The organism is Methylobacterium nigriterrae, assembly GCF_037106235.1.
GTDB lineage: Bacteria > Pseudomonadota > Alphaproteobacteria > Rhizobiales > Beijerinckiaceae > Methylobacterium > Methylobacterium nigriterrae.
Genome location: NZ_JBAWTG010000040.1, coordinates 21860 through 45504, shown reverse-complemented (window position 1 = coordinate 45504; position 23645 = coordinate 21860). Strand labels below are relative to the sequence as shown.

Annotated in this window: 19 protein-coding genes; 3 read left to right on the top strand and 16 right to left on the bottom strand. The window is 72.2% G+C overall.

Features of this window, described 5'->3' with window-relative positions; all coding sequences use genetic code 11:
• Together WDW90_RS20025 and WDW90_RS20020 are read right to left on the bottom strand one after the other, a co-directional pair.
• Nucleotides 1–1080, bottom strand: coding sequence for an efflux RND transporter periplasmic adaptor subunit (locus WDW90_RS20025; protein ID WP_431311082.1), 1080 nt, complete (start codon nucleotides 1078–1080; stop codon nucleotides 1–3).
• Between the two features lie 168 nt (nucleotides 1081–1248).
• Nucleotides 1249–2403, bottom strand: a complete 1155-nt coding sequence (locus WDW90_RS20020) for a sensor histidine kinase (protein WP_336489228.1) — start codon at nucleotides 2401–2403, stop codon at nucleotides 1249–1251.
• Nucleotides 2404–2663: 260 nt separating this feature from the next.
• On the opposite strand from WDW90_RS20020, the gene WDW90_RS20015 reads away from it, so the two are divergent.
• From WDW90_RS20015 to WDW90_RS20005, 3 genes are read left to right on the top strand one after another with little or no spacing between them, the layout of a single operon-like run.
• Nucleotides 2664–3158 carry a (2Fe-2S)-binding protein gene (locus WDW90_RS20015; protein ID WP_336489226.1) on the top strand — a complete coding sequence of 165 codons (495 nt, stop codon included), beginning with the start codon at nucleotides 2664–2666 and terminating at the stop codon, nucleotides 3156–3158.
• Nucleotides 3155–4252: an FAD binding domain-containing protein gene (locus WDW90_RS20010; protein ID WP_336489224.1), complete on the top strand. Its 1098-nt coding sequence runs from the start codon at nucleotides 3155–3157 to the stop codon at nucleotides 4250–4252. The genes WDW90_RS20015 and WDW90_RS20010 overlap by 4 nt, the downstream gene beginning before the upstream one ends.
• On the top strand, nucleotides 4245–6473 hold the full coding sequence (locus WDW90_RS20005) for a xanthine dehydrogenase family protein molybdopterin-binding subunit (RefSeq protein ID WP_336489223.1): 2229 nt from the start codon (nucleotides 4245–4247) through the stop codon (nucleotides 6471–6473). Before WDW90_RS20010 ends, WDW90_RS20005 begins: the two co-directional genes overlap by 8 nt.
• A 37-nt stretch (nucleotides 6474–6510) precedes the next feature.
• Here WDW90_RS20005 and WDW90_RS20000 read toward each other — a convergent pair whose 3' ends face one another.
• The 14 genes from WDW90_RS20000 to WDW90_RS19935 form a co-directional block, all read right to left on the bottom strand.
• Nucleotides 6511–7701, bottom strand: coding sequence for an adenylate/guanylate cyclase domain-containing protein (locus tag WDW90_RS20000; protein WP_336489222.1), 1191 nt, complete (start codon nucleotides 7699–7701; stop codon nucleotides 6511–6513).
• Between the two features lie 98 nt (nucleotides 7702–7799).
• The gene (gene hflX, locus WDW90_RS19995; protein ID WP_336489220.1) at nucleotides 7800–9224 is read right to left on the bottom strand and encodes a GTPase HflX; all 1425 of its coding nucleotides are present in this window, start codon (nucleotides 9222–9224) and stop codon (nucleotides 7800–7802) included.
• Between the two features lie 105 nt (nucleotides 9225–9329).
• Nucleotides 9330–9584: an RNA chaperone Hfq gene (gene hfq / locus WDW90_RS19990; protein WP_336489218.1), complete on the bottom strand. Its 255-nt coding sequence runs from the start codon at nucleotides 9582–9584 to the stop codon at nucleotides 9330–9332.
• Between the two features lie 219 nt (nucleotides 9585–9803).
• Complete coding sequence (gene ntrX, locus WDW90_RS19985; RefSeq protein ID WP_336489216.1) at nucleotides 9804–11174, bottom strand: nitrogen assimilation response regulator NtrX; 1371 nt, start codon at nucleotides 11172–11174, stop codon at nucleotides 9804–9806.
• On the bottom strand, nucleotides 11171–13621 hold the full coding sequence (locus tag WDW90_RS19980; protein ID WP_336489215.1) for a sensor histidine kinase: 2451 nt from the start codon (nucleotides 13619–13621) through the stop codon (nucleotides 11171–11173). Before WDW90_RS19980 ends, ntrX begins: the two co-directional genes overlap by 4 nt.
• A gap of 304 nt (nucleotides 13622–13925) precedes the next feature.
• A complete protein-coding gene (locus WDW90_RS19975; RefSeq protein ID WP_336489214.1) occupies nucleotides 13926–14735 on the bottom strand; it encodes an MBL fold metallo-hydrolase in 810 nt (269 codons plus the stop codon).
• 43 nt (nucleotides 14736–14778) lie between these two features.
• On the bottom strand, nucleotides 14779–15567 hold the full coding sequence (locus WDW90_RS19970) for a TatD family hydrolase (protein WP_336489213.1): 789 nt from the start codon (nucleotides 15565–15567) through the stop codon (nucleotides 14779–14781).
• A 187-nt stretch (nucleotides 15568–15754) separates the two neighbouring features.
• Nucleotides 15755–17326 carry a methionine--tRNA ligase gene (metG, locus tag WDW90_RS19965; protein ID WP_336489212.1) on the bottom strand — a complete coding sequence of 524 codons (1572 nt, stop codon included), beginning with the start codon at nucleotides 17324–17326 and terminating at the stop codon, nucleotides 15755–15757.
• 83 nt (nucleotides 17327–17409) lie between these two features.
• Nucleotides 17410–18480 carry a DNA polymerase III subunit delta' gene (locus tag WDW90_RS19960; protein ID WP_336489211.1) on the bottom strand — a complete coding sequence of 357 codons (1071 nt, stop codon included), beginning with the start codon at nucleotides 18478–18480 and terminating at the stop codon, nucleotides 17410–17412.
• On the bottom strand, nucleotides 18470–19162 hold the full coding sequence (gene tmk / locus WDW90_RS19955) for a dTMP kinase (protein WP_336489210.1): 693 nt from the start codon (nucleotides 19160–19162) through the stop codon (nucleotides 18470–18472). The genes WDW90_RS19960 and tmk overlap by 11 nt, the downstream gene beginning before the upstream one ends.
• 11 nt (nucleotides 19163–19173) lie before the next feature.
• Complete coding sequence (locus WDW90_RS19950; protein ID WP_336489209.1) at nucleotides 19174–20376, bottom strand: D-alanyl-D-alanine carboxypeptidase family protein; 1203 nt, start codon at nucleotides 20374–20376, stop codon at nucleotides 19174–19176.
• A gap of 222 nt (nucleotides 20377–20598) precedes the next feature.
• Complete coding sequence (locus tag WDW90_RS19945; protein WP_336489208.1) at nucleotides 20599–21930, bottom strand: septal ring lytic transglycosylase RlpA family protein; 1332 nt, start codon at nucleotides 21928–21930, stop codon at nucleotides 20599–20601.
• A gap of 421 nt (nucleotides 21931–22351) precedes the next feature.
• Nucleotides 22352–22693 carry a ribbon-helix-helix domain-containing protein gene (locus WDW90_RS19940; RefSeq protein ID WP_336489207.1) on the bottom strand — a complete coding sequence of 114 codons (342 nt, stop codon included), beginning with the start codon at nucleotides 22691–22693 and terminating at the stop codon, nucleotides 22352–22354.
• Nucleotides 22677–23315, bottom strand: a complete 639-nt coding sequence (locus WDW90_RS19935; RefSeq protein WP_336489206.1) for a division plane positioning ATPase MipZ — start codon at nucleotides 23313–23315, stop codon at nucleotides 22677–22679. Before WDW90_RS19935 ends, WDW90_RS19940 begins: the two co-directional genes overlap by 17 nt.
• Between the last annotated feature and the right edge of the window lie 330 nt (nucleotides 23316–23645).

The window sequence follows — 23645 nt, the reverse complement described above, 5'->3', positions numbered from 1 at the left end:
TCAGTCGTCGTCCGCGCCGCCAGAGACCTGCAGCAGGCTCTTCATCTCCTCGGAGAGGAGCGCCTGCGCCCCCCTCAGCACGATCTCGGTCCCGCCGGCCAGGTCCTCCACCACGTAGGCATCGTCCGACATCGGCGGACCCGACTTGATCGGGTGGCGCACGAAGGCATTCTCGGCAAGCCCCCGGTAGACCCAGGTTCCACCCTGCCAGTGCACCACCGCATCCTCCGGCACGAGAACGCCCGTCACGGTGCGGTCGGCCGGCACGAAGGCCAGCGTGCTCATGCCGGGCAGCAGGCCGCTGTCGCCGGCCACGATGTAGAAGAAGCTCTGGCCTTGGATGCGCTGGTCGGTGCGGGTCGCGGGCGAGACGAAGCGGAGCGCCACCCGGCTCGACTGGGGCGGCACCTCCGCGAAGGCGGCCGCGGGCAGGCCCTTCAGGGTCTCGCCCGGCGGCAGGGTGACCTGCATCAGGAAGTCCGTCCGCTCGATCAGCCGGGTCACGATCGGCGAGCGCTCGACGATGGCCTTGCCGATCACCGGCCCCCATTCCTGCTGGGCGGTGGCCGCGAGGGTGCGCACCTGCGATTCCGCCGCCATCAGGGCAGCCTGGTCGGTCTGGTAGGTGCCCTCCGTCGTCTCGACCTGCACGGTCGTGGCGTAGGGTCCGAGGCTCTTGGCCCGCACGAAGGCGTTGCGGGAGACCTCGGCCCGGGCCTGGGCGGTCTGGAGCTGCGCCCTGGCGCTGGCGTAGGAATTGGTGAGCTCGGTGACGCGCGCGAGGTCGAGGACGCTGCCGAAAGCCTGCAGTTCCTCGCGATGGGCCTTGGCCTCGACGCGCGCGGTCTCGAGGCCGAGGCGAGACCGCTCCTCCGGCTTGAGCCGCACCACCGTGCGGCCATCCTCGATCGCCGTGCGGGCGGCCGGCAGGTGAGGGCGCTCGGCCTGCACGGGAGCGACGCGGGCGCGCCACTCCGCGAGCAGGGGATTGGCCCGCTCGCGCATGTCCGCGAGATAGGGCGCCGCGCCGTCCGTGAAGGCCGCGGCGGCGAGGACGACCGCCAGGACGACGAGCAACAGGAGGAGGGTGGGGCGCCGACGCCGCTGGACCAAAGCCGCCTCCCCTCCATCCGCGCCTTCAAGCGGTTCCGATGCGCGCTCTTGCCGTTATTGCCCGTGTTTCGATGCCGAATCTACCCGGACACCGTCCTCGCGCACGCCGATTTCCACTCCGTAACGCGCATGCCCCTATCCTGTCAGCGGCATGTCGATGCGGAAGCGGGTCCCCTGCCCGCCCCGCGGCATCGTCAGGCTCCCGCCGAGCTGGCGCACGAGGTTCTTGACGACTCGCATTCCGAGGCTGCGCGACGCCTGGGCAATGTCGAAATCCGCCGGCAGCCCGACGCCGTCGTCGGCCACGTCGAGAACGAGGCGATCCCCCGCCCGCTCGCTCCGGATCCGGATCTCGCCGCCGTCCGGGTAGGCGTACTTGACCGCGTTCGTGACGTGTTCGTTGACGAGGAGGCCGAAGGGGATCGCCCGGTCGGCCGGAACATGGACGGGATCGGCCGTGCAGACGAGACGGTGATGCGGCGCACCGCTCTGGAGATTCGCGCAGAGCGTTCCGAGGAACAGCGCGAGGTCGATGTCGCCGGGCTCGGAATGGCGCCAGAGCTGGTCGTGGACGCCCGCGATGGCCTCGACGCGGGTGCGCGCGTCGATCAGCGCGCTGCGCACGTCCTCGCTCTCCGAGCCCTTGGCCTGGAGGGCGAGCAGGCTCGCCACGATGGTGAGGCTGTTCTTGACCCGGTGGCTCATCTCCCGCGCCAGCAAGTCCTGCCGGGCGAGCGCCGCCCTCAGGAGCTCCTCGGTGCGCAGGCGCTCGATGGCGCCGCCGAGGAGGTTGGCGAAGCCCTGCATGAAGGCGATGTCCGCCTCCTCGAACATGCCCTCGCGGCTGTCGTCCACCTCCAGGACCCCGAATGCCCCCTCGCGGTTCTCGATCAGAACGTTGATCGCCCGCCGGATGCCGTGCTCGGCCATGAGCTGGGGCGTGCGGAAGCGCGTCTCGTTCTCGAGATGGTTCGAGATCACCGGGCGCCCGGTCTTCAGGGCGAAGCCCGCGGGCGAGGCGAGGTCGGCGCCGATGCGGGCCTTGCCGATCACCTCCGGGCCCCAGCCGACGCCCGCCCGCACGAGGAGCATGTCCTCGGTGTGCAGATACTCGAGCGCCTTGCAGAACTCGGCGCCCATCCCTTCCGCGCACAGCTCCGCCGCCCGCTGCAGCAGGCGGTCGATGTCGTCGCCGCGCAGGGCTTCGACACTGAACTCGGACAGGATGGCCTGCTGATGCAGGCGGATCGTCAGATCCGCGGAGCGGCTCTCTGGGAGGCGGGCAGGCATGCGGTGGGATCGTCTCGATACGGACTGCGAGTCAGCGGCCGCCAGGGGCTTTGCCGGTTCCGAGCGGCAGGATGAGGGCAGCGGCGCCGTTACGGCTCGGGAAAGCCGCCGCGTTCGGCCGATGCTTCACGACCACTTCACAGGGCCGTGAACGGAAGACGCGGCCCCATGGCCACATCGGCCCGCCGAGCTACTTGAAACGGTTCCAGACAGGCGAGTCCCCCTTCAGGCCGACCCTTCAGGCCAAGCCCGGAGCCCGCATGAGAATCCCCATCACGCTGACCGTGAACGGGTCGGCGCGCGCGATCGAGCTCGATGACCCGCGCGTCACCCTCCTCGATCTCCTGCGCGAGCGGCTCGACCTGACGGGCACGAAGAAGGGCTGCGACCGCGGCCAGTGCGGGGCCTGCACGGTTCTGCTCGACGGGCGGCGCGTCAACGCGTGCCTCGCGCTCGCGGTGAGCCTCGACGGGGCGGAGATCGTCACCGTCGAGGGACTGGCGCCGGAAGGGCGGCTGCACCCGGTCCAGGCCGCCTTCATCGCCCATGACGGCTTCCAGTGCGGCTTCTGCACGCCGGGACAGATCATGAGCGCGGTGGGCCTGATCCGGGAGGGTCAGGCCGGCAGCGATCCCGAGCGGGTGCGCGAGGGGATGAGCGGCAACCTGTGCCGATGCGGCGCCTATGCGGGGATCACCGAGGCGGTGCTCGCCGCCCAGGCCGAGATGACGGGCCGGGGGGAGGACGCCGCGTGAAACGGTTCGACTACACCCGCGCCGGCAGCGTCTCGGAGGCGGTCGCGGCGGCAGCCGGGCCGGGGGCGGCCTACCTCGCCGCCGGCACCAACCTGCTCGACCTGATGAAGGGCGGGCTCGCGACGCCGGCCCGGCTCGTCGACATCACCCGCATCCCGGGCCTGTCGGCAATCGAGGCCCTGCCCGACGGCGGCACGCGCGTCGGCGCGCTCGTGCGCAACAGCGATCTCGCGCACGACATCGGCTTCGCCCGGGCCTACCCGGCCGTGGCCGAGGCGCTCCTCGCCGGGGCCTCGGCGCAGCTGCGCAACGCTGCGACCACCGGCGGCAACCTCATGCAGCGCACTCGCTGCCCGTACTTCTACGACCCGGCGAGCGCCTGCAACAAGCGGGAGGCGGGCGCGGGCTGCGCCGCGATCGGGGGCGCGACGCGGCTCCACGCGGTGCTGGGCTTCAGCGATGCCTGTATCGCGGTCCAACCCTCCGATCTCTGCGTGCCGCTCGCCGCCCTCGACGCCGTCGTGGAGATCGCGGGCGCGGGCGGGCACCGCGCGGTGCCGCTCACCGAGTTCCACCGGCTGCCGGGCGACGCGCCCGAGCGCGACACGGTGCTGGAGCCCGGCGAGCTCATCGTCGCGGTCAGCCTGCCGCCGGAGGCTGCGGGCTTCGCGGCCCATGCCCGTTATCTCAAGGTCCGCGAGCGCACCTCCTACGCCTTCGCGCTGGTCTCGGCGGCGGCCATGCTCGCCCTCGACGGCGGCCGGATCCGGGAGGCCCGCATCGCGCTCGGCGGCGTCGCCCTGAAGCCTTGGCGGGCGCGCGGGGCGGAAGCGCTGCTCGCCGGCCGCGAGCCCGGCGAGGCGGCGTTCCGGGAGGCGGCGGAGGCCGCCCTCGAGGGTGCCGCACCCTCGGGTGAGGCGACCGGCTTCAAGATCGAGCTCGCCCGCCGCGTCGTGGCGCGGGCATTCCGGCTCGCCCTCGCGGGCAGCCCGGAGCGCGTGCCCGCGCTGCCCGGAAGTGCCTTCGCCGGAAGTGCCTTCGCCGGAAGCCCCTCCCCCATCTCCCGGAATGCCGGAGCCTCCGCCCATGCCTGAGCGCAGCCGCCACGGCGCCTCCATCGGCCGGGACCTCGCCCGGCGGGACGGCCCCGACAAGGTCACGGGCGCGGCCCGCTACGCGGCCGATTTCCGCCCGGACGGCATGCTGCACGCCGTGATGGCGGTGAGCGCCATCGCGCGCGGGCGCGTCACCGGCCTCGACGTCGCGGCGGCCGAGGCCCATCCCGGGATCGTGCGGGTGATGACGCCCGAGAACGCCCCGAAGCTCGCCCAGTCGCCGGACGCCAAGGAGGGCCCCTTCGCCTTCCGGATGGAGCTGCTGCAGGACGACAGCGTCCGCTACGCCAACCAGCCGATCGCCGTGGTGATCGCCGAGACGCTGGAGGCGGCCACAGAGGGCGCGCGGCTCCTCGCGCCCCGCTACGCGATCGAGCCCGCGCGGATCGGCCTCGACGGCGAACCCTTCGTGCCGGAGGCGGTGGGGCCCGGCGCCCCGACCCGGGCCGGCTACGGCGACGTGGCGGAGGGCCTCGCGGCGGCGGCGACGCGCATCGGGGCCACTTACGAGACCGCCGCGCAGTACCACAACGCGCTTGAGCCGCACGCCGCGGTCGCGGTCTGGGAGGGCGATCACCTCACCCTCTACACGCCGTCGCAGGCCCTCGCGATGGCGACCGGCCGGATCGCCGCCCTGTTCGGCATCCCGCCCGCCAACATCCACATCGTCTGCCACTATCTCGGCGGCGGCTTCGGCTCGAAGGCGCTTCTCACCCCGCCCCAGCTCCTCGGCATCATGGCGGCCCGCCTGGTCGGGCGGCCCGTGAAGCTCGTGACGCGCCGCGAGCAGATGTTCGGCCCCGTCGGCCACCGGGCCGCAACGCGCCAGACCCTGACGCTCGGGGCCGACGCGCAGGGCACGCTGACCGCCTACGACCATCACACGCTGACCCAGACGAGCCGCTACGACGATTTCGTCGAGCCCTCCGGCATCATCTCGCGCAATCTCTACGCCACCCCTGCCCTCTCGACGACGCACGAGGCCGTGCGGGTCGACATCGCCACCCCGATCTTCATGCGGGCGCCGGGCGAGGCCTCGGGCAGCGTCGCGATCGAGAGCGCCCTCGACGAGCTCGCGGCCGAGCTGGGCCTCGATCCCCTCGAGCTCCGCCTGAGGAACTACGCCGAGGTCGAACCGATCTCGAGAAAACCCTTCTCATCGAAGGCCCTGCGGGACTGCTACGCGCAAGGGGCCGAGCGCTTCGGCTGGGCCTCGCGCCCGATCGCGCCGCGGCAGATGCGCAATGCCGACGGGTTCCTCGTCGGCTGGGGCATGGGCACCGCGACCTACCCGGCCTCGATGTTCCAGGCGGAGGCCCGGGCCGAGATCCAAGCCGACGGCAGCGCCGCGGTCGAGACCGCGCAGCACGACATGGGCCAGGGCGCCTGGACGAGCCTCGCGCAGATCGCGGCCGACGGGCTCGGGCTCCCGCTCGAATCCGTGACGCTGCGCATCGGCCACAACCGGCTGCCGAACGGCGGGCTCGCGGGCGGCTCGACCGCCACCGCCACCGCCGGCATGGCGCTCCACAACGCGGCGCAGGGCGCGCTCGCGGCGCTCGCGGGGCTCGCCGTCAACGATCCCGCCTCGCCGCTCTACGGGGCCGGCAATGCCGGCGTCACCGCGCAGGACGGCAGGCTGGCGCGGCGCGACGATCCGTCGAGATCCGAGAGCTTCTCCGAGATCCTGGGCCGCGCCGGTCGCGCCAGCGTCGAGGCCAGGGGCACGGGCGCGGCCGACCCGGCCGCCCGGAAGACCCACGCCATGCACGCCCACGGCGCCGTCTTCGCCGAGGTGCTGGTCGACCCCGATCTCGGCCAGATCCGGGTGAGCCGCCTCGTCGGCGCCTTCGCGGCGGGCCGCATCGTCAATCCGCGGCTCGTGCGCAGCCAGTATTACGGCGGGATGATCTGGGGCGTGTCCTTCGCGCTCCACGAGCACGCCGCCATGGATGCCCGCACGGGCCGCTTCCTCAACAACAACCTCGCCGAGTACCGCCTGCCGGTGAATGCCGATATCCCTGCGATGGAGGCGATCCTGGTGCCCGAGGAGGACAGCCACGTGAATCCCCTCGGCATCAAGGGCGTCGGCGAGATCGGCATCACCGGCACCGCCGGCGCCATCGCCAACGCGGTCTGGCACGCCACCGGCGTGCGGGTGCGCGAGATCCCGATCACGCTGGACAAGCTGCTCGGCTGACGGCGCGCCGGGCTCGGCCCGGCGATCCACCATCGCCCTACTCGGCCGCCGCGTCCGGCACCGCGAGGGCGTAGAGCGCCGGTCCCGCTGCTCCGCCGCCGCCCTCCGAATCCGGCAAGGGGCGTGCCTGCTCCGGGGCCGCGAGCAGGCTCACGAGATCCCCGGAGGCCGCGAGCGCGAGATTGGCCGCCTTGGCACGGGTCTCGATGCGCGCGAGCGCGTTCATGGCCGGGCCCAGCACCGTGAACTCGGCCCGCAGCCCGTCGTCGAACACGCCGACCAGAACCTCGCCCGCGTGGAGGGCCACCATCAGGCGGAGCACGGGCAGGCCCTGCCCGCGCCGCTCGCGGTTGAGGTCGGACAGCCGGGCCAGGATCGTGCGCGCGCAGGCGAGCGCCGCCCGGGCCTGCGCGCCGGGCGCCCCGACCACGAACTGGGCCAGCACACCGTCGCCCACGTACTTGTCGACGATGCCGCCGTGGCCCGTCACCGCCGCGTGGGCGAGCGCCCGCACGTCGAGGAGGGCGCGCACCACCTCGTCCTGCGGCTGCTCGCGGGTGAGCGCCGAGAAGCCCCGGATGTCGAGGGCCATCAGGCAGGCGTGGCGGCTGCGCACCGTGCCGACGCCGCCCTCGTGGGCGAGGTCGACCGCGACGCTGCCGGGCACGAAGCGGGCCAGCAGGGTGCGCTCGTGCTCGAGCCTGAGCGCCGTCGCCACGGCGTCCTTGAGGCGACGCACCCCGTCGATCACCACGAGGCTCGCGGCCATGAAGGTGAGGAGCCCGGGCACCTGATCGGACAGCGTGACGTGGGGCCCCAGGAAGCCGTGCGGCCGCAGCAGGCCGAGCAGGATCGCGCCGCCCCAGGCGAGCGTGACGAGACCCGAGAACACGATCGTGTGGCGGACCCGCATGCGCAGGCCGGTCTGCAGCAGGAGCAGGAAGGCCGGAAGCTGGCTCACCGCGTCGGACGCGTCGTCGACGGCGCCGGCCCCCGCCAGCATGTGCTCGACGATGACGTAGACCGCGAGCCCCGCATTGAGCCCGGTCTCACCCCAGGCGAGCGCCTCCGTGCGCCGGCCTGCGTCGCGCCCGGCGAGCGCCACCGCGACGGCCCCGGCCGCGTAGCTCGCCAGGATGAACCAGTGGCTCAGCGCGTGCAGCGACCCGTCATAGACCTGCGCCGCCATGAACAGCACGAGGACGATGACGGTCTGCAGCGCCAGCATCCGCCCAGCGGAGGTCGCTCGCAGCCGCCGGAGGACTCCCGTCTCGTCCGCGGGTGCATGCCGCGGCGGTCGCCCCTCCCGGAGAGCGGGCCCCCCGATCACCCGACCCGGCTCAGGCGCCGGGCGCCGCCGAAGCGGTTGAGGAAGCGGGGTTCCTTCTCGGGCGCGATCCGGATCGCGAGGTGGAGCGTGCCGCCCTCCTCCATGCGCCGGTCGAGCACCTCGGCATTCTCGTAGAGCCAGTTGAGGGCGGCACCGTCCTCGGGCGGCAGCACGACGGCGAAGGTCGAGCGGCTGCGGGCGATCCGGGCCTCGATCCGGCCTGCAAGGGCGGAGAGCCCCTCCCCCGTCAGCGCCGAGACGAGCACCGGCGCCTCGCTGTCCCGGTCGCTGCGGGTCGCCTCGCCGTTGCGGGTGCTGAGGTTGAGCAGCCGCGTGCGCTCGGCCTCGTCGAGGAGGTCGGCCTTGTTCCAGACCTCGATGATGCGGTCGGCGCGGGTCTCGATGCCGAGCTCCTCGAGCACCTGCGCCACGTCCTCGGCCTGGGCCTCGGTGTCGCCGTGGGAGACGTCGCGCACGTGCAGCAGGATGTCGGCCTCGATCACGTCCTCGAGCGTCGCCCGGAAGGCCGCGATGAGGGGCGTCGGCAGGTCCGAGATGAAGCCGACCGTGTCGGACAGGATCACGGTCTCCCCGTGCGGCAGCCTGGTGGCGCGCGCCGTCGGGTCGAGGGTCGCGAACAGCATGTCCTGCGCCGTCACCTGCGCCTTGGTGAGCGCGTTGAACAGGGTCGACTTGCCGGCATTCGTGTAGCCGACGAGCGCCACGATCGGGTACGGCACGCGCGCCCGGCTCTGCCGGTGCAGGCCGCGGGTGCGGGTGACCGCGTCGAGGTCGCGCTCGATCCGGGTCATGCGCTCCTGGATCAGGCGCCTGTCGGCCTCGATCTGGGTCTCGCCGGGGCCACCCAGGAAGCCGAATCCGCCGCGCTGGCGCTCGAGATGGGTCCAGGAGCGGACGAGGCGGCTCCTCTGGTAGGCGAGGTGCGCGTGCTCCACCTGCAGGCGCCCCTCGCGGGTCGAGGCGCGCCGCCCGAAGATCTCAAGGATCAGGCCGGTGCGGTCGATGACCTTGGCGCCCCAGGCCTTCTCGAGGTTGCGCTGCTGCACCGGCGAGAGGGCGCAATCCATCACCACGAGGCCGATCTCGCTCGCCTTGACCAGGCCCGAGAGCTCCTCCACCCGGCCCTTGCCGAGATAGGTGGAGGGCCGGATCCTGGGCAGGCTGAGCGCCATCGCCTCGGCGACGTCGAGGTCGATGGCGGCCGCGAGCCCCACCGCCTCGTCGAGGCGCGCGGCCGTGGAGCGCGGCGACAGGCGCTCCGCCGCGCCCGAGGCCTGGGCGGCGCCGGCGCGGGTCAGGTAGGGTCCGACGACGAGGGTATGGGTGGCCGCCGCGATCTCGCCCTCGGGGGCGGCCATCGCCTGAAGCCGGGCCTCGCCCGGGAGGATCGTCTCGCTCATGAAGCCTGCGTGCCAGTGTCCCGATCTCTCAGGACAATGGGTCTTTGCCGGCGACAGACAAGGGCACGGGGCCCGGCCGCCGCACCGAATCCGACGAGGCCGCGGTCAGGCCTTGTCGGCCGTGGTCTCGTCCGGCTCGAAGAGCTGCACGGGATGGCCCGGCATGATCGTCGAGATCGCGTGCTTGTAGACGAGCTGCGAATGCCCATCCCGGCGCAGGAGCACGCAGAAGTTGTCGAACCAGGTCACCACGCCCTGCAGCTTCACCCCGTTGACGAGGAAGATGGTGAGCGGGATCTTGTTCTTGCGGACATGGTTGAGGAACGTGTCCTGCAGGTTCTGTGCGCGTTCGCCCGCCATTTCTTCTTATCCTTAGATTGTCCCGGCGCCCGCCCTCCCGGCGCCTGCCTTGATGGGCGGATTCCGATCGTTGGGCACCACATCGTCCGTGCCGGGTCGGAGGGTGCGCAACCTCGGCCGGACGCATTACAGGTTCAATTCGCGTCGCGATGCAAGGGGCGCGATGCAAGGGGAGCGCTGCGCCGAGGCCGCCGTTGACCGTGTCCCATCCGCCGCCGCTCACGGACCGATGCCGAGGGACTTCAGCTTGCGGTGCAGCGCCGAGCGCTCCATCCCGATGAATTCGGCCGTGCGAGAAATGTTTCCGGAGAACCGCGCGATCTGCGCGATCAGATATTCGCGCTCGAAGATCTCGCGCGCCTCGCGCAGCGCCAGGCTCATCAGCTTCTCGCCGCCCGCCCCGTTCGGCGTGGTGGGCACGAGCGCGCCGATCTCGGAGGGCAGCATCTCCGAGGTGACCTCCTGCTCCGGGTCGGTGTGGGTGAGGATCATCAGCCGCTCGACGTTGTTGCGCAGCTGCCGGACGTTGCCCGGCCAGTCGTGCGACTGCAGCACCGCCATCGCGTCCTCGGCGATGCGGCGGCGCGGCAGGCCGGTGGCGGCCGAGATTTGGTCCATGAAGAACGAGATCAGCTCCGGCACGTCCTCGCGGCGCTCGGACAGGGAGGGCACCCGGATCGGCACCACCGAGAGGCGATGGAACAGGTCCTCCCGGAAGCGCCCGCCCGCGATCTCCTCGGCGAGGTCGCGCGAGGAGGAGGAGATGATGCGCACGTCCACGTGCACCCGGGTGGTGCCGCCCACCCGCTGGAAGTTCTGATCGACCAGAACCCGCAGGATGCGGTTCTGCGTCTCCCGGGGCATGTCGGCGACCTCGTCGATGTAGAGGGAGCCGCCATGGGCCTCCTCCAGCGCGCCGACGCGGCGCACCCGGCCCTCGCCGGCCTCCACCCCGAAGAGCTCGGCCTCCATGTTCTCCGGCGTGATCGTGGCCGCATTGATGACCACGAAGGGTCCGTTGGCGCGCCCCGAGGCCCCGTGGAGGGTGCGCGCGGAGAGTTCCTTGCCGGAGCCCGGCGCACCCGAGATCATCACGCGGGCATTCGTGGGCGCCACGCGCTCCACGGTCTGGCGCAACTGGTTGACGGCCACGGACCCGCCGACGAGCCGGCTCGCCTGGCCCGAGCGCGCCTTCAGGTCCTTGACCTCGCGCTTGAGGCGGGAGGCTTCGAGCGCCCGCTCGGCGACCAGAATCAGGCGGTCGGCCTTGAACGGCTTCTCGATGAAATCGTAGGCGCCCGCCTTGATGGCCGAGACCGCGGTCTCGATGTTGCCGTGGCCCGAGATCATCACCACCGGCAGGTCCGGGTGGCCCGCCTTGATCAGGTCGAGCACCTGCAGGCCGTCGAGGCGCGAGCCCTGCAGCCAGATGTCGAGGAAGACGAGATGGGGGCGGCGTGCCTCGATCGCCGCCAGCGCGTCGTCGGAGCTGCCCGCGGTGCGGGTGCGGTGGCCCTCGTCGTCGAGGATGCCGGCCACGAGGTCCCGGATGTCGGCCTCGTCGTCGACGATCAGGATATCGGCGCTCATTGCAGCATCTCCGGCAGCATCTCCGCGTTCTGGGGGGCCGTCCGCGCGGCGCCCTTCTCCACTCGTCCGCCGGGGCTCTCGCCCAAGCTCTCGTTCGGTTCGTCCCGGCGCGCGGGCGCCGTTGCCGGCCCTTCCGCGGGCAACTGCGCGGGCGCATCCTCGCGGGCGAGGGCGCGGGGCACGCGCATCCGCACGCGGCCGCCCCGTCCGGCCGGGTTGTCGTTCAGCTCGATCCCGCCGCCATGCTCCTCCAGCACCTTGCTGACGATGGCGAGCCCGAGCCCGGTGCCGCCCTCGCGGGTCGTCATGTAGGGCTCGAGCAGGCGCTGGCGCCCCTCGGCGGGGAATCCCTTGCCGTTGTCGGTGACCTCGATCACCGCGAAGGCGTCGTCGATGCTCAGGGCGAGGTCGACCCGGCCCTTGCCGAGCTCGGCCTCCGGCACCGCCGCGACCGCCTCGACGGCGTTCTTGAGGATGTTGGTGAGGACCTGCGACAGGAGCCGGATGTCGAAGGCCGCGGTGACCCGCTCGCCGCCCTCGAAGCCCCTGGCCGAGAAAGCGAAGTCGAGGTCGGGATGGGCCACCCGCATCATGAACAGGTTCTGCTTGGCGATCTCCGTGAGGTCGTGCTCGGCGATCGCGGGCTTGGGCATGCGGGCGAAGGACGAGAACTCGTCGACCATGCGCTTGATCTCGTCCACCTGGCGCACGATCGTCGCCGTGCACTGGTCGAAGACCTCGCGGTCGGTGATGATCACCTTCCCGTATTTCCGCCGGATCCGCTCGGCCGAGAGCTGGATCGGGGTGAGCGGGTTCTTGATCTCGTGGGCGATGCGGCGGGCGACGTCCGCCCAGGCCGAGGTGCGCTGGGCCGAGACGAGGTCGGTGATGTCGTCGAGGGTCACCACGAAGCCCCGCGCGTCCCCTTGCGCCTGCTCGCTCGTGACCCGCACCGTGACGGTCCGCTCGCGCCCGTCGCGGGTAAGCTGGATCTGCTGCTGCTGCAGGGCCCGCTGGCGGCCCTCGGGCAGGAGGGGTGCGAGCTCGGGCACCGCCTCGGTGAGCGACCGGCCGACCAGGGCGTCCCCGCCGAGCCCGAGCATGCGCTCGGCCCCGGGGTTGGCGATGGTGACGAGCCCGCCCGCATCGACGCCGATGACGCCCGGCGAGACGCCCGAGAGCACGGCCTCCGTGAAGCGGCGGCGGCGGTCGATCAGGTCGCTCGCGGCGGTGAGGCCCGCATGCTGGCGGCGCAGTTCCTGCGTCATCTTGTTGAAGCTCTCGCCGAGATGCGCGAGGTCGCCGTCGGCCTTCCGGGCCGGCACCTGGGCGTAGAAATTGCCCGAGGCGACCTGGTCGGCGGCATTGATGAGGCGGCGGATCGGGGCGACGAAGCGGTTGGCGAAGTTCAGCCCGAACCAGACGGCCGAGAGCAGCGCGATCAGCGCGATCAGCACGAAGACCGACGCGAAGGTGATCTGAATCGACCGCTTGAGCGAATCGTAGGTCAGGTACTCGGCCGCCGCCGCCCGCGACACGCCGGGGAAGTCGATGGCGAGTTGGCTCACCTCGCGTTGCACGAGGAGCACCGCGTCGTCGTAGGCCGGCATGCGCAGGAGCGCGGCGAAGACGCGGCCCTCCGTCGGCAGCAGGCAGATCGGGTCGTTCGACTTCGCGGCGTCCTCGAAGGCGGCCGCCGAGGGCAGGCGCGTCTGTTTCAGGATGTCGATCTTGGCGCGCGCCACGACCTCGTTGGGCCCGCGCATGATCTGCGCGACCGGCAGCCCCAGATTGGTCGCCCGGGTGGTCAGGAAGCTCTCGAACCAGTCGCGGTTCACATCGAAATTCGGCCGGGCGCGGGTCAGGTCGTCGTTGAGGATGCGGATCTCGCGGGCGAGGCTCTGGCACTGGTTCTCCTGGTAGGCGTCGGCCACCTCCACGGATTTCAGCACCACGTCGCGGACCCGGTCGGTGAAGCCGAGCGACAGGCCGCGATCGATCGTCACCGAGGCGACGACGGCGAGCAGGATCGTCGGCAGGATCGCGATCAGGCTGAACAACCCGACGATACGGGTGTGCAGCCGCGCCACCGCGGCGTTGGCGCGGCGGGCATGCAGGAAGACCCTCGCCTCCCAGGCGATGACCACGACGAGGCTGAGGACCAGGAAGACGTTGATGGCGAGCAGCATCACGCCGATCCCCGGCGTCGGCGTCACCCGGATCACGCCGGCCAGGATCAGGAAGGTGGCGATGGCCGAGACGAGGGCGGTGGCCACCACGGCCGCGCCGATCCAGCCCGGGCCGCGCGGCCCGGGCCGGATCGCTTCCGCGACCGGATCGTTCGGCGCGAGGCCGTCGGCCACCGACGGTCCGTCCAGGGGAGCGGCGGTCCTGCCGGAGCCCTCCGGCAGGGTGCCCGTTGTCCGTGAGCGTCGCAAAAACGGCATGCCTGATGCAGGGCCACAACAGTGTGGCGAAATTAATACGAATCGGGCCCGCGGGGCGGAAAATGCGACCGGCAATTGCAGGATTGAGAGCCCGCGCGAGCCGGCGGACCGGATACGGCGGAGCTCGATCCTCGGCCGTTGCGGCGCCCGGTCAGGGGCGGATCCGTGGACGGGCCGGATCGCCCGACGGTCTGCTGGGAGCGCCTCACAGACCGCTCGATCAGCGGGAGCCCCTTCCTCCGCACGCACCCTCGGCGCCGAGGGGCGTAGGGGACACCTGGAGGGGGCGCTGGCCGGGCCTCCTTCAGAGGTCCACGGTGAGGCTCAGGCCGTCATGGGCCGGCACGACATGCGCGGGCAATCTGCGGGCGAGCGTCGCGTAGTCGAGATCGGTGTGGAGGTTCGTCAGGACGGCGCGCCGCGGCGTCACCTCCTCGATGAGAGCGAGCGCGTCCGAGACCGAGTAATGGGTCGGGTGCGGGGTCTCGCGCAGCGCGTCGATGATCAGGAGATCGAGGCCGCGCAGCTGCGCCTTGCTCGTCTCCGGCATCACGCTGACATCGGGCGCGTAGGCGGCCTGGCCGAATCGGAAGCCGAGGGCCGCCTCGTTGCCGTGCTCCATGGCGAAGGGCTGCGCCGCGAGCGGACCACCCGGCCCGTCGATCGTCACCGTCTCGCCCGCGAGGAGGTCGTTCATGTCGAGGATCGGCGGGTAGGCGCTGCCGGGGGGCGTGGCGAAGCAGTAGCCGAAGCGGGCCTCGAGCAGGTTGCGGGTGAGGGCATCGGCATAGACCGGGATGCGCCGCCGCATGTGGATCACGAGGGGCCGGACGTCGTCGATGCCGTGGGTGTGGTCGGCGTGGGCGTGGGTGAACAGCACCGCATCGAGGCGGTCGACGCCCGCATCGATGAGCTGCTCGCGCAGGTCCGGCGACGTGTCGACGAGGAGCGTGGTCGTCCCGTCTCCCGCGCCGTCCCGCCGCTCGGCCAGGATCGAGCAGCGGCGGCGGCGGTTTCGCGGCTCGCCCGGATCGCAGGCGCCCCAGCCATAGGCGACGCGCGGCACGCCGCCGGACGAGCCGCAGCCGAGGATGCGCAGGGTCAGCGTCGCCATCCGGACCTCCCGCCCGGTTGGTAGCCGACCGCGGCCGGTCCTGTCATGCTCTCCCGGCCTCCGCCTTGGTGAAGAGGCGGTGGAAATTCGCGGTCGTGAGCGCGGCGAGATCCGCGACGGGCAGTTCGAGCGTCGCTGCGAGCGAGCGGGCCGTATCGGCCGTGTAGGCGGGCTCGTTGGTCCGGCCCCGGTGCGGCTCCGGGGCCAGGAAGGGCGCGTCGGTCTCCACCAGGATGCGCGTGCGGGGCACGGCGCGGGCGATGTCGCGCAGATCGTGCGAGCGCCGGAAGGTGACGATGCCGGAGAAGGACACGTACAGGCCGAGCTCGACCCCGGCCTCGGCGAGGCGGCGGCCCGAGGAGAAGCAGTGCAGCACGCCCGTGAAGGGGCTCCTGCGCATCTCGTCGGCGAGCACCGCCTCCATGTGCTCGTCGGCGTCGCGGGAATGGATCACGAGGGGCAGGCCCGTGGCCCGGGCGGCCTCGATATGGGCGCGCAGGACCCGCTCCTGCACGGCCTCCGGGGCCGCGTCGTCGTAATGGTAGTCGAGCCCCGCCTCGCCGATGCCGATGCAGCGGGGATGACGGGTCAGCGCCGCGATGGTCCCGGCCGGCACGTCCGGCTCCTCGGCCGCCCCGTGCGGGTGGGTGCCCACCGTGTACCAGACCTGCGGATGCGCCTCCGCGATCGCCCGATAGGTGTCGGCCTTGGCGACGCGCGTCGAGATCGTGAGCATGCGCGCGACCCCCGCGGCCTCCGCGCGCGCGACGACGCCCGCGATGTCGGCGGCGAAGTCCGGGAAGTCGAGATGGCAGTGGCTGTCGATCAGCATGGCGATCAGGATGGCGATCAGGATGGCGATCAGGATGGCGATCAGGATGGCGATCAGGATGGATTGTCGGTCTGTGAGGGCCGTCCTCTCCCTTGCGGGAGGGACCGGGGCTGGGGGCCGGATGGATCCCGGGCGGTGCCTCCGGCACCATCCCTCCCCTCCCTGCAGGGGGCAGGGAACGACTGTCTCAGGCGGGCGGCGCTTCCGGCTCCACGAAGCGGGGGAAGATCGGGGCCGGCGCGGGCAGGCTCGTGCCGGGCGCGAGGCGGTTCGCCGCGCCGACGGATCCGAGCATGCGGGCATCCGGCGGGACGGCGAGCAGATCGAGCAGCGCCGCGCCCGCCGTCGGCACGAAGGGCTGCACGAGGATGCCCACCGCCCGCAGGGTCTCGAGCGTGACGTACAGGACCGTCCCCATCCGCTCGGGATCGGTCTTGCGGAGCTTCCACGGTTCCTCGCCCGCGAAGTAGCGGTTCGCGTCCCCGACGACGGCCCAGATCTCGCCCAGCACCGTGTGGAGCGCGAGGTCCCGCATGGCGGCCCGCGCCCGCTCCGGCAGCGCGTCCGCCGAGGCGAGGAGCGCCCGGTCGGCCTCCGTCAGGGAGCCCGGCCGCGGCACCGCCCCGTCGCAGTTCTTGGCCACCATCGAGAGCGAGCGCTGGGCGAGGTTGCCGAGGTCGTTGGCGAGGTCCGCGTTGATGCGCCCGATGATCGCCTCGTGGCTGTAATTGCCGTCGCCGCCGAAGGGCACCTCGCGCAGCACGAAGTAGCGGAGCTGATCGACGCCGTAGGTGGTGATCAGGTCCATCGGGTCGACCACGTTGCCGAGCGACTTCGACATCTTCTCGCCCTTCGAGAGCAGGAAGCCGTGGCCGAACACGCGCCGCGGCAGCGGCAACCCCGCCGACATCAGGAAGGCCGGCCAGTAGACCGCGTGGAAGCGGACGATGTCCTTGCCGATGACGTGGAGGTCGACCGGCCAGTGGCGCCAGCGCGGGTCGGACTCGTCGGGGAAGCCGCAGACGGTCAGGTAGTTCGTCAGCGCGTCGACCCAGACATACATGACGTGGCCGTCCGCGTCGGGCACCGGCACCCCCCAGTCGAAGGTGGTGCGGCTGATCGAGAGGTCCTTGAGGCCCTGGCGCACGAAGCTCGCGACCTCGTTGCGGCGCGTCTCGGGGCCGATGAAGTCGGGTTGGGACTCGTAGAGGGCCAGCAGCTTGTCGCCGTAGGCCGAGAGGCGGAACAGGTAGTTCTCCTCCTCGGTCCACTCGACGGGGGTCTGGGTCGCCCGGGCGCGCCGCGTCCCGTCGGGGCCGAGCTCGGTCTCGTCCTCGCCGTACCACGCCTCGTCGCGCACCGAGTACCAGCCGATGTATTTCGACAGGTAGATGTCGCCGTTCTCCCGCATCCGCCGCCAGATCGCCTGCGCGGCGGCGTAGTGCTCGGGCTCGGTGGTGCGGATGAAGCGGTCGTGGCTGCAGTTCAGCGCCTCGGCCATCAGGCGGAACTTCTGCGACATCTCGTCGACGAGCGCGCGCGGCGTGGTGCCCTGGCGCGCCGCCGTCTGCTGGATCTTGAGGCCGTGCTCGTCCGTGCCCGTCGAGAACAGCACGTCGCAGCCGTCCAGGCGCTTGAAGCGGGCGATGGCGTCGGTGGCGATCACCTCGTAGGCGTGGCCGATATGGGGCGCGCCGTTCGGGTAGGAGATCGCGGTGGTGAGGCTGAATCGGCCTTGCGCCGGATTGTGGGCCGTCACGGTGGAAGTTCCCCGGATACGCGGTTCATGGGCGCCCCCGATCCCGGGATGACGGGATCACAGGATCGGAGGTTTGTCGGATCTCAGGCCGCCCGCACGGCGCCCGCAAGGTCCCCGAACAGGGACAGGACGAGGGGCCGGCGGTCGAGATTGTAGGTCGCGGCCTCCCGGGCGGCGCGGGCGAGCTTGTCACACACCTCGACCAGGGCCGCAAGGCGAGCGGGCGGCTCGGCCCGGCGCCGGTCGAGCTCGGCCGAGGCGAAGCGGAACACGGTGTCGAGGCTCGCTTCGAACAGGGCGTCCGCCTCGCGGGCCGAGAGCGTCTCGGCGAGCGCCAGGATGCGCCGCCAATCCGGCGCGTCGAGGCGGGCGAGGAGCGCCTCGACCTCGCCGACGAGCCGGAGGGTGACGGGATCGAGCATCGCCACGGCCCGTGCCACCGAGCCCTCGGCGAGGCTCGCCGCCCGCGCGAGCGCCTCCGCGTCGGGCGCGCGGAACGGGGCCGGGAAGCCCGAGACCACCGCGGCCACCTCCCCCTCGCTCAGGGGCCGCAGGGTGAGCGCCCGGCAGCGCGAGCGGATCGTCGGCAGGAGGCGGCCCGGCGCATGGCTGACGATGAGGAAGAGCGAGCGCGGCGGCGGCTCCTCCAGCATCTTCAGGAGGGCGTTGGCGCTGTTCGGGTTCAGGTCCTCGGCGCTGTCGACGATGCAGATCCGGTAGCCCGCGTTGCCGGCGGTCGCGCCGAACAGGTCGAGGGCGCGACGGGCGGCGTCGACCGGGATTCGGGTCGGCAGGGTCTTGGCGCCGGGCATCCGGTGCCGGCGCAGGGCCACGAGGTTCGGGTGCGAGAGGGCCGCGACCTTGCGGGCGGCGGGATGGCCCGGGTCGACGTCGAGACGCTCCGGGAGCGCGCCCGGCGCCGGCAGGTCGGGATTGGCCAGCAGCCAGCGCGCCACCCGGTAGGCCAGGGTCGCCTTGCCGATGCCCTGCGGCCCGCCGATCAGCCAGGCATGGTGCAGGCGCCCGGCGCCGAGCGCGGAGAGGAAGGCCGCCTCGGCGGCGGCGTGGCCGACGAGGCGGAACGCCTCGCGGGGCCGCGGTACCTCGGCGAGGTCCCCCGGCTCGACATCGTCGGGCGCCCGCTCAGGCGGCATTGTGGCGGCCCTCCCCCGGCTCCGCCGGGACAAGGTCCGGCAGGCGCGCCGCCACGACGGCGCGGATCTCGGCCTCGACCGCGTCGGCGCCGCGGTCGGCGTCGATCACGGCGCAGCGCTCCGGCTCGGCCTCGGCGATCGCCCGGAAGCCCGCGCGCAGCCGGGCGTGGAAGTCGAGGGCCTCGGCCTCGAACCGGTCGGGCCCCGTCTCGCTGGATCGCGCGCGCGCGCGGGCGAGGCCGGTCTCGGGCGGAAGGTCGAGGATCAGGGTGAGGTCGGGCCGCGTCTCACCGACCGCAACGCGCTCGAGCGCCCGCACGGTCCGGGCCTCGAGCCCGCCCGCCGCCCCCTGGTAGGCGCGGGTCGAATCCGCGAAGCGGTCGCAGATCACGATCTCGCCGCGCCGCAGCGCCGGGCGGATCAGCCGGTCGAGGTGATCGATCCGGGCCGCCGTGAACAGCAGTGCCTCGGCGAAGGATCCGTAGCGCTTGGCGACGCCCGCGAGCAGCGCCGTGCGGATCTCCTCGGCGCGGGGCGAGCCGCCGGGCTCGCGGGTGGTCACGACCGTGCGGCCGGTCCGCTCCTGCAGGTGCCGGGCGAGGCGGCCGAGCTGGGTCGACTTGCCGGCGCCCTCCCCGCCCTCGAAGGTGATGAAGACGCCGCGCGGCGGGGCAGGCCTCACGAGGGATTGCCTCACGAGGGATTGCCGGCCTTGCTGAAGGCGCGCCGGAACAGGCCGGTGCCGACTTCGAGAGCGGCGTCGAGGGCGCGCTGCGGGATCGTGCCGGCCCCGACCGCCTCGCCCGCGTAGAGGGGCTGGTCGAGGGCGACCGCGTCGCCGCGCATGATGCGCAGCCGGCCGATCTCACGGCCCTGCTCGACCGGGGCCGCCAGCGGGCCCTGGTAGACGGCGCGCGCGCTGATGCGCTCACCGGAGCCGCGCGGCAGAAGAAGGCGCACGGGCTTGCGCGCCACGAGCGGCACGCTGCCCTTCTCGCCGCCGAAGACCGACGCCTCCGCCACGGTCTCGCCGGCCGCGAAGACCTGGCGCGGCTCGAAGGCGCGGAAGCCCCATTCCATCAGCTTGCGCGCCTCGGAGGCGCGGTCGCGCGCCGTCTTGAGGCCGCTCACCACCATCACGAGGCGCTGGCCGTTCTGGACGGCCGAGCCCGTCAGGCCGTAGCCCGATTCCTCGAGATAGCCGGTCTTGAGCCCGTCCGCCCCGATGTCGAGGGCGAGCAGCGGGTTGCGGTTCTGCTGCTTGATCTTGTTCCAGGTGAACTCGCGCTCGGCGAAGATCTTGTAGAGGTCCGGGTAGGTCTCGATCAGGTGAATCGACAGCTTGGCGAGGTCGCGCGCGCTCACCTTCTGGTCGGGGGCGGAATAGCCCGTCGCGTTGCGGAAGACCGACTTCGTCAGGCCGAGCTCCCTGGCCTTCTGGTTCATGATGCCGGCGAAGGCCTCTTCCGAGCCCGCCATGTTCTCCGCGATGGTGATCGCGGCGTCGTTGCCCGACTGCACGATGAGGCCGCGCAGCAGGTCCGACAGCTTGATGCGGCTGTTGACCTGGGCGAACATCGAGGAGCCGCCGCCCCCCGCCCCGCCCCGGCGCCACGCGTCCTCGGTCACCGTGAACTCGGAATCCATGGTGAGGCGGCCGGACTTCAGAGCATCGAACACGATCTCGGTCGTCATCAGCTTGGCCATGCTGGCCGGCGAGAAGGGCTCGTCGGCCGCCTTCTCGAACAGCACCGAGCCCGAATCCGCGTCGATCAGGATGGCGTGGGGCGCGGAGGTCTGGAAATTCTGGGCCCGCGCGGGCCGGGCGGCCGGCAGCGCGAAGAGGCCGAGGCAGGACAGGACCGCGACGGCCGTCCGGATGGATCTCACACGCATCGTCACCCTCGAAAACCGCCGGTCCGCCTCGGCCTGCTGAGCCTGGCGGCGCCCGTCCCTGAACGCCCCGCAAAGCGAGACCCTACAGCGCTTTGCCCGCCAGATCGAATGCAAGTTCGCCGCGCCGGGCCGCACGTCGCGACAGCGTGGCGTGACGGCCCGCGCCGGACCGCGGAGGCTGCCCCCCGCGGACGCGGCAACGTCGGGGACGCGGCCGTGGACTCAGTTGACCTCGGCGAGGCGCGAGCGCGGCCGGGACGGCTTGGCGGGCGCGGAGGCCGGGTGCGCGGAAGGACCGGGCGCCTTGCCGGCAGCTGCCGGCGCGCCGGCAAGACGCGCCATGGCGAGCTTGGCGGAAGCGGGCATCATGGCGGGGACCGGCGCGGCACCCTTCGGTCCCGGCCCGGGGCCACCCTTGACCGCCGGCACCGATGATTGCGCGGCGGCCATGATCGGAGCGGCGCGGCCCGGAGAGCGCATTCCTGCCGGGACCGTGCCCGACGCCGTCGCGAACGCCTGTCGCGGGTCGGCGCGGAGCGGCGCGGCGCGGACCGGGTTGAGGCCCGCGACCCGCGTCGGGGGCGCAAGGCTGAGCGGCTCGCTTCGCGACGGCGCGAGCTTGGCCGCCGCGACCTGGGCCGGGCCGCCGGGATGCGCCTGTGCGAGCGGCGCCGGCCGGAAGGGAGCACCGCGCTGCGCGGTGGGCTGGAGTGCGGCCGGCACCGCGACGGCGGCGCTCGCCACCAAGACGGGAGCGGGATGCGGCTGGCGGGGCGCCGGGACCTCCTCGGGCGCCTCCTCGCGCGGCCGGAAGGCGAGCGGCGCCCGCGCGCGGGACAGCGGCTCGGCGCTCTCCTGCGCGTCGGGGCCGAGATCGGCGAGCATGATCGGGCTGCGCCCGCCGATCGCGGCCGGGCGACCGTCCGTGCGCAAGGTCGCCATCAGCTTGCGGTCGTCGCTGCCGGCGACCGAGGCCCTGCCGACATACTCGACCCGCACCCGCGTCGTGCCGCGACGGTGGAACTCCAGCGCCTCGGCCACCGCCTCCGAGACATCCATGACCCGGTCGGCGTGATAGGGGCCGCGGTCGTTGACGCGCACGATCATCGAGCGCCCGTTCGCCGTGTTGGTGACGCGGGCGTAGCTCGGCAGCGGCAGGGTCGGGTGGGCGGCCGCGATCGAGTGCCGGTCGAAGACCTCGCCGTTGGCGGTCTGGCGGCCGTGGAAGGCGCTGCCGTACCAGGAGGCGAGGCCCTCACGGACGTAGCCGCGCGCATCCTCGCGGGGCACGTAGGTGCGCCCGGCCACCACGTAGGGCTTGCCCGAGAAGCGGCGGCCGCCGCCCTTGGGAATCACGTCGCCCTCGTTGTAGAGGCGCGGGCTCGCCCTAACCCCGTATTTCGGATCGATGCCGTTGCCGGAGGACGAACCGGCGAATTTCTGCGGGCCGGTGCTGCAATTGGCGGTCGCCAGCGCGATCGCCGAGACCGCCAGGATGCGCCGGAGCGGGAGCGCGCGCAGGTGCGGTATCCCGGCCTTCGTCGAACGCGCCATTCCAACCACTCGGGCCCACCGCGTACGCCACAGACCGGCCCCGGCGCGGGTGAGCACGGCCGGGCGGATCCCGCGGATACGGAACGCCGAGCGGGCGCCCCGGAGCGGGAGGCCCGAGAATTGTCGCGACGACGTAAAGGAAGCCTGAACGAAGGACGACGGGACGCGCCGATCCTGCGCTTCCGGGGCGCCGGAGCGATTGCGGAGGAGGATAAAGGACGGTCCCCAACGCCTTTGGCAAAAATCGAAAAATGCCGCTGACGAGCGGCCCGGGCGCGGCGGGCCGCGCCCGGCCGCGACCGCCGCGTCAGGCGAGCTCCGATCGTCTCAGGAGGTTTCTCAGCTCAGGGCCGCAACTCATTCTCTCGAAACGCATTTTCTGCAACCGGCGGCACCGGCGCTTCCGCGCGTCCATCCCGCGTCAGCGCGGGTCGGCCTCGTTCAGCTGCTCGATGGACTTGGCGCCCCGCTGCTTGAACAGGAGGTCCAGGGCCTCGAGCATGAGCGCATGCATCTTGGTGCGCTCGGCATAGGCGAGGTCGCGCAACTGGTCGTAGACCGGCGGCTCCAGGTAGACCGACATCTGCCGGGCGCGCTGCTTGAGGGTGGCGCTCGGCCGGCGCGCGGGCACCGGGGCGAGGTCGAGCTGCACGATCTCGGCTGTCGGCGGCCCCTGCAAGGCGGCCGGCCTGGCCGGGGCTGGCTTGGCCGGGGAGGCCGCCGCGACGATCGAGGCGAGGCTGAGCTTAGGCGGCTTTGACATGCTTGGCCACCTGTGTCCGCTTCTCGATCCAGGTCCAGAGCTTGCGCACCTCGGCGGCGGCCTGACCCTTGGGGTTGAACTCGGTGACGCCCTGGCCGAGGCCGATCGCGTCCTGGTGGTCGGTGCGGGCCACGATGTTGACGTCCGGCAGCACGCCGAGAACCGCGAGGCCGTCGGCCGCGTCGCGGATGCGGTAGGAGCGCGGCGGCGTCTGGTTCAGCACGAAGGCGAATTTCTTCTCCAGCCGGTAGATGGCGGCGAGCGTCGGCTTGAAGGCCCGCAGGTCCGCGGGTGTCGGCCGGCACGGGATGATGCAGAGATCGGCCGCGCGGATCGCCGAGAGGGTGCCGGTGGAATCGACGCCCGGCGTGTCGATGAAGACGTAGTCGTAGGCCGAGTCGCGAAGCTGCGCCATCACGGCGTCGATCTGGGTGGCGTCGATCTGGGCCACCTCGGGCCCCTCGGCGGTGCGGTGGTCGAGCCAGTCGCTGATCGTGGCCTGCCGGTCCATCTCCAGTATGCAGACCGAGCGGCCTGCCTCCTGCGCGGCGACGGCGAGCGAGATGCAGAGCGTGCTCTTGCCGCTGCCCCCCTTCTGGGTGACGAACGTGATGGCTTTCATCCTGGCGTCCCTTGCTGGCGACTCATGCAACCACCGCTGCGGCGACGGTTGGATGATCAACTTAGGGTTACAAAACGGCCGGAGCGTCGGCGAGGCCGCGACCGTCCTGTCCCAGGATCCCGGGACGACGGGATGCCCTCGTCCTGTGACCCAAGGATGCTGCGATCCCGGTTTCGCCGATCATGGTTAACGAGGCGTTAAGCCCGGGATCGCGGCATGCCCGGATCCCGTGACGGGCCGCTCGGGCCCGATCAGGGCGTGACTCGGCGGGTCCCTTGTCGCGGCGGCGCGAGGTTCGCTTCCCGCGCATCCGCCGATAGATAGATCTTA